The sequence below is a fragment of the Mesorhizobium sp. B2-7-1 genome (genome assembly GCF_006440735.1).
GTDB lineage: Bacteria > Pseudomonadota > Alphaproteobacteria > Rhizobiales > Rhizobiaceae > Mesorhizobium.
Map to the genome: position 1 here is coordinate 24,476 of NZ_VFUA01000080.1, position 6,746 is coordinate 31,221.

Genomic DNA, 6,746 nt, shown 5'->3' on the forward strand with positions numbered 1-6,746 from the left:
ATGACGAAGATACTGCCCCGAAAGGATGTCGTCATCGTCGGCCTCGGTTGGACGGGCGCGATCCTTGCCAATGAGCTGACGGATCAGGGATTGGACGTGCTTGCCATCGAGCGCGGTCCCTGGCGGGATACCGCGACCGACTTCAACATCGGCTATGCGCAGGATGAGTTGCGCTACTCGATCCGTCGCGACCTCTTCCTGCAGCCGGTCGTCGAAACCATGACGATGCGCAACGACCCCTCGCAGACGGCGCTGCCAATGCGCGATTTCGGCTCTTTCCTGCCGGGCAACGGCGTCGGCGGCGCCGGTGTCCATTGGAACGGCCACACCTGGCGGTTCTGGGATTCCGACTTCAAGACCAAGACCAATCTGACGAATAAATATGGCGCCGCCCGGATAGCCGACCTCCAGGTCGAGGACTGGGGCGTCACCGGCGCCGATATGGAGCCTTATTACGACCAGTTCGAGTATCTGGCCGGGATCTCGGGCAAGGCCGGCAACATCAAGGGCCAATTGCAGGAAGGCGGCAATCCGTTCGAGGACCCGCGGGCGCGCGATTACCCGAACCCGCCGATGCAGATGACCTACGCGCCCACCCTGTTTGCCGAGGCTGGCAGGTCGATGGGATTGCATCCGTTCCCGACCCCGTCGGCGAACATGTCGCGCGCCTACACAAATCCACTCGGCATCACGCTTGGCCAATGCACGTTCTGCGGTTTCTGCGAACGCTTCGGCTGCGCCAACTACTCCAAGTCGAGCGCCCAGACGACCATCCTGCCGGTGCTGATGAAGAAGGCCAATTTCGAGGTCCGCACCGACAGCGAAGTGCTGCATGTCGACCTTGCCTCCGGCGGTAAGTCCGCGCGCGGCGTGACCTACATTGACTCCTCCGGCGAGGAATATTTCCAGCCGGCCGATCTCGTGCTTCTGTGCGCCTACGGCCTGCACAATGTGCGGCTGATGATGCTGTCCGGTATCGGCAAGATCTATGATCCTAACACCGCCGAAGGAACGGTCGGACGCAACTATTGCTACCAGACCAATGCCGGCGTGCAGGTGTTCTACGACGACAAGAACTTCAACCCTTTCATCGCAGCCGGCGCGCTCGGACAGACGATCGACGACTTTAATGGCGACGCCTTCGACCACGGCGGCCTCGACTTCGTCGGCGGCGCCGGCATCAACTGCATTCCGACCAATGGCCGCCCGATCGGCACGCGCCCCACTCTGCCCGGCACCCCGAAATGGGGCAGCGCCTGGAAGAAGGCGACCGTCCAGGGCTACAAAAGCACGCTTGGCTTCTCCTCGCAGGGAAGCAGCTACGCCACGCGCACCAACTACCTCGACCTCGATCCGACCTATAAGGACCGCTTCGGCCGACCGCTGATGCGCATGACCTTCGATTTCCCGGACAACGACATCCGCATGTCGAACTATCTCTGCGACCGCATGGAGGAGATCGCCAAGAAGCTCGGCGGCAAGCAATACGCCGTCGGCCGGCGCAAGAAGGGCTGGGACAGCGTGCCGTACCAGAGTACGCACAACACCGGCGGCGCGATCATGGGGACCGACCCCAAGCGCAGCGCCGTCAACGTCTTCCTGCAGAGCTGGGACGTGCCGAACGTCTTCGTCATCGGCGCTTCGGCCTTCCCGCAGAACGCGGGCAAGAATCCGACGGGAACCGTGGGCGCGCTGGCTTTCCGCGCCGCCGATGCCATCCGCAACCATTATCTGCGCAATCCGGGCGCGCCGTTGGTGCAGGCATGAGGACGCTCGCGCTCACCCTTACGGCAGGCCTCGCTACCTTGGCCTGGACCTGCGCCATCGCTGCCGACCAGGCGGACCAGATCATTCGCGGCCAGTATCAGGCCGTGCTCGGCGATTGCGCCGGTTGCCATACAAGGCCCGGCGGCAAGCCCCTGGCCGGCGGCCTGCCGCTCGAAACGCCGTTCGGCGCCCTGATCCCGCCAAACATCACCCCCGACAGCGAGACCGGAATCGGCAACTGGAGCGAGGCCGATTTCCGCAACATGATGAAGACCGGCATCGGTCACAATGGCGTGCGGCTTTATCCGGCGATGCCCTACCCGGCCTACACCAGGATGACCGACCAGGACATTTCCGATCTATGGGCTTATCTCACCACGGTTGACCCGATCTCGAACAAGGTCGAAGCCAACCAGTTGCCGTTCCCGCTGAACATCCGGCTCAGCATGTGGGGCTGGAATCTGCTCAACTTCAGCGAGACACCCTTCACACCGGATCCATCCAAGCCGGCGGAATGGAACCGCGGCGCCTATATCGTCCAGGGGCCAGGTCATTGCGGCACCTGCCACACGCCGAAATCCTTCCTCGGCGCCGACAAGGACAGCGTCTTCCTGCAGGGCGCGTCGCTGCAGGGCTGGTTCGCGCCCGACATCACCAACAATGCGCAATCCGGTCTCGGAAAATGGTCCGAGGACGATCTGATCCAGTACCTCAAGACCGGCGTCAACGCGCATTCGATCGCGTCTGGCCCAATGGCGGAGGCAGTCGAGAACTCGACCTCGAAGATGACCGACGCGGACCTGAAGGCCGTCGCCGTCTATCTGAAGAGCCTTGGCTCGGATGCGGGCGCCGCCCAACCGGCAAAACCCGATCAGGCAAGGATGGTGGCGGGAGAGGCCATCTACCGCGACAATTGCTCGGCCTGCCACGGCGGTGACGGCTCGGGCGCCGGCGCCCTGTTCCCGGCGCTGACCGGCAACTCGATCATTGCGCAGGACAATACGGAGACGCTGGCGCGGCTGGTCCTGGCGGGAAGCCAGGCCGTGCATACGGAACACGCGCGGACAACCCCGGCAATGCCCTCTCTGGCCTGGCGCTTGAACGACCAGCAGGTCGCCGACGTGTTGACCTATGTCCGCAACAGCTGGGGTAACGCCGCTCCGGCGGTTTCATCCGGCGACGTGGCTGCCGTGCGCAAGGAATTGACGCAATAATCTAGCCGGCTGCCGCGACTTCGAGCGCCAGCCGGGTCATGTCGGTGAAGAGAGCCTGACGCTCCGAATAATCGGTCAGCTCGCCGGTGGCGATATGATCGACCACGGTGAGCAGAGACAGCGCCCGCGCGCCGAACTGCGCCGCGATCCGGTAGAGCGCGCTGGTCTCCATATCGACAGCAAGCGCTCCGAGCGCCCTCGGCTCGTCGAACCGCGCGCGGCCGTCGGGGTGGTGAAACACGTCGCTGCAGATCGTCAGGCCGGCACCGCAGGCTATGCCGAGCTCGGCCGCGCGTCGCATCGCCAGCGCATGCAGCGCCTGGTCCGGTCCCGCCGGCTGGTAAAGCCCGAACACCTGTCCGCTGATTGCGCCCTCTGCCCGCACTTCGCTGGAGATAACGACGCCGCGCAGAGGCACATCTTCCGACAAGCCGCCGCAGGTGCCGGTGCGTATCAGCGTTTTCACGCCATGATAATCGAGCAATTCGTGGGCGTAGATCAGAAAGGATGAAACGCCGATGCCTGTCGCCTGGATGCTGACCGGCTTGCCGCGGAACTGGCCGGTGAACCCCAGCGCGCCCCTTCGCCGGTTGACGCAGCGCGGTGCCTCTAGAAAGGTTTCCGCCATCCATTGGGCTCGCTCGGGATCGCCCGGCAAGAGCACCATTTCGGCATAGTCCCCCCTCTGCGCCTCGATATGCGGCGTCACGCGCTACCACCCCCATGATAGACCCATCCGGTCGCCATCATGACAGGGTGGCCGCAATGCGCAAGCGCTGGCTTACTTAAAGCAATTCCAGGAAAGCCGCTGAACGCTCTAGGATTCCAGGACATCCTTGACGATCGTCGCCAGTTGCTTGAGCGAGAACGGTTTCGGCAGGAAGCCGAAATGCGCGTCGGCCGGCAGGTTCTTCGCAAACGCGTCCTCGGCATAGCCCGAAACGAACACGAACTTGATGTCCGGCTGGCGCTTGCGCAGCTCGCCGAGCAATGTCGGCCCGTCCATCTCCGGCATCACCACGTCGGACACGATGATATCGACCTTGCCGCCGAGCGCCTCGAACACTTCCAGGGCCTCGACGCCGGACGATGCCTCATGCACGGTGTAGCCGCGCGAGGTCAGCGCCCTGACGCCGCCCATGCGCACCGCGTCTTCGTCCTCGACGAGAAGCACGGTGGCGGAGCCGGAAAGGTCCTTTGCGGTGTCGGCCTGCTTGGTCGGGACCGCCGCTGCGGTCGCAGGCGCCTCGCCGGGCTCGGCCTGCTTCTTCACCTCGGCAATGTGGCGCGGCAGGAAGATGCGGAACACCGTGCCCTTGCCGACTTCGGAATCGCAGAAGATGAAGCCGCCGGTCTGCTTGATGATGCCATAGACCATCGACAGGCCGAGGCCGGTGCCCTTGCCCACTTCCTTGGTCGTGAAGAACGGCTCGAAGATCTTCTTCAGCACGTCGGGCGCAATGCCGCTGCCGGTGTCCTCGACGTCGACGAGCACATAGTCGGCCGGCGCCAATTCGCGATAGGCGAAGGATTTGCACTCTTCCGCCGTGACGTTGCGGGTGCGCACGGTGAGATCGCCTCCGCCTGGCATGGCGTCGCGCGCATTGACGGCGAGATTGACCACCACCTGCTCGAACTGGCCGATATCGACCTTGACCGGCCACAGGTCGCGCCCATGGTCGATCTTCAGCTTGATGTCGTTGCCGACCAGGCGCGCGAGCAGCATCCTGAGATCGGCCAGGACATCGGTCAGGTTGAGCACTTCCGGCCGCAGCGTCTGCTTGCGCGAGAAGGCCAGCAATTGCCGCACGAGCGAGGCCGCCCGGTTGGCGTTCTGCTTGATGTTCATGATGTCGGGGAAGGACGGGTCCGACGGCCGGTGGTTGGTCAGGAGAAGGTCGGACGCCATGATGATGGCGGTCAGCACGTTGTTGAAGTCGTGCGCGATGCCGCCGGCAAGCTGGCCGACCGCCTGCATCTTCTGGCTCTGCGCCATCTGGCCTTCGAGCGCCTTCTGCTCGGTGGTCTCGACCGCATAGACGATCGCCGATTCCTCGGCGCCTTCGCTGCCCGCGCTGTCGGCGACGGCATTGACGTAGAAGCGGATGTGGCGTTCCTCATTGCCGGGCAGCACGGAGTCGATCGGCTCGATATTGGCCTGCCGCTGCTGCGCCTTCTCGAAGGCGGCGGCGAAACCCGGGCGGTCGCGCTCGTGGATGATGGTCTCGAAGCGCACCCGCCGGTCGACGGCGTCGCGGTCGACGACCGATGAGAACAGCTGCAGGAAGGGCGCGTTGGTGCGCAGGATGCGTCCGTTCGCATCGACGCCGGCAATCGCCATCGGCGTCGAGTTGAAGAAGCGGGTGAAGCGAACCTCGGAGGCCCGAAGCTCCGCCGAAGCGTCCTCGCCCTGGGTGCGGTTGAGCACGATCGTGCGCGTCGGGCCGTTCACGCCTTCGCGGCTCGCCGAAACCCGGTGCATGAAGCGCACCGGGAGCGCCTGGCCGCTCATGGTGGTGAGGTCGAGGTCGATGACGGCGTTGCGGGTGGTGCCTGGGTCTGCCTTGACGGAACGGACCAGCGCCATGCCGTCGCCGGCGATGATTTCCGGCAGCGTGATGGCGCCCGGCGTGAAGGAGGCAAGATCGATGCCCAGCCATTCGGCCAGCGTGGCGTTGATATAGGTGACGCGGCCTTCCTGGTCGGCCGAGAAGAACCCGGCCGGCGCATGGTCGAGATGATCGATGGCTTTCTGCAGATCGAGGAAGAAACGCTCCTGCTCGGCCCGCTCCTGCGAAATGTCGGCGAGCTGCCAGGCCAGCATCGGCAGCCTTTGCCCGGGCATGCTGAACGCGCGGGCGCGGGCGCGGTACCAGCGCGCGCCGGGCTCGGCGCCCGGCTTGATCGACTGCGCCAGCCGGAACTCGCCGTCGCCCGCCTGGCCGTCGCGCAGCCCCGACGCCAGCCGATAGATCGTCATCGACGCCTCGGGGACATCCGACAGCAGCCCCTCGACGGTCTTGAGGTCGGCGGCCGAGGCGGCGCCCGTCATGTCGGCATAGGCGCGGTTGGCGTAGACGACGCGGCCCTTGGTGTCGGTTACGAGCAGGCCCTGCGACATCGAGTCGACGAAGGCTTTCGACAATTCGTCGCCGGTGGAGCGCGGCGCGATCTGCACGAAGCCGATCGCGGTCGCGAAGAGGAAGCCGACGCCGATCATGGCGAGCACGCCGAGCATGCCGAGCAGGAACGGATCGCCGAGCCGCTCGCGGAAAAGCCCGAAGACGATCGCAGCGCCTGTCAGCACGACGATGAAGACGATGAGCCTGGTGACGGCGCCCGGACGCGTGTTCTGGTCGACGATCGGTACCGGATAGAAATCGCCGCGCGCTTCCTTGGCCATGTTCCCCCTGCTCGTGATTCCGGTGTCCGACGGGCGCGGACGGTCGGTTGAATCACATTCTCCTGTAACGGAAAAGGCCCCGGCGGCAAATGTCCGATAAAATCAAATGATTCATGTTTCAAACTGTTCACGATGGGTGATGTGAACTTGCGGTCGCTGGTCCCAACGGTCTAGTGTCCCCTCACTTCAAAGATGGCGATTGGGGTGCACCGATGCAGTGGCTGGATAGCGTGGCGGGTCCGGGTTATGTCGCTGCAATCCTGTGGACGTTCGCGGCGCTCATTTTGCTTGTCGTCGTGCTGACAGGCGCTGCGATCGTCTTCGGGCTTTTCCGCGAGCGGCTCGGCGATCCGTTCCTGCTC

Annotated in this window: 4 protein-coding genes; 2 read left to right on the plus strand and 2 right to left on the minus strand. The window is 64.5% G+C overall.

Annotated features, from left to right (window positions below; all coding sequences use genetic code 11):
* Positions 1-1,767 (plus strand): GMC family oxidoreductase, encoded by a 1,767-nt coding sequence (locus FJ471_RS24640; protein ID WP_140807326.1) that lies wholly within the window; start codon positions 1-3, stop codon positions 1,765-1,767.
* Positions 1,764-2,981: a cytochrome c gene (locus tag FJ471_RS24645; protein WP_140807327.1), complete on the plus strand. Its 1,218-nt coding sequence runs from the start codon at positions 1,764-1,766 to the stop codon at positions 2,979-2,981. Before FJ471_RS24640 ends, FJ471_RS24645 begins: the two co-directional genes overlap by 4 nt.
* 1 nt (position 2,982) lies before the next feature.
* On the opposite strand, the gene FJ471_RS24650 is transcribed toward FJ471_RS24645, so the two are convergent.
* Entirely contained in the window at positions 2,983-3,690 is a 708-nt protein-coding gene (locus FJ471_RS24650) for a DeoD-type purine-nucleoside phosphorylase (RefSeq protein WP_140807328.1), read from the minus strand.
* A 108-nt stretch (positions 3,691-3,798) separates the two neighbouring features.
* Positions 3,799-6,384, minus strand: a complete 2,586-nt coding sequence (locus tag FJ471_RS24655) for a response regulator (protein ID WP_140807329.1) — start codon at positions 6,382-6,384, stop codon at positions 3,799-3,801.
* Positions 6,385-6,746 lie beyond the last annotated feature (362 nt).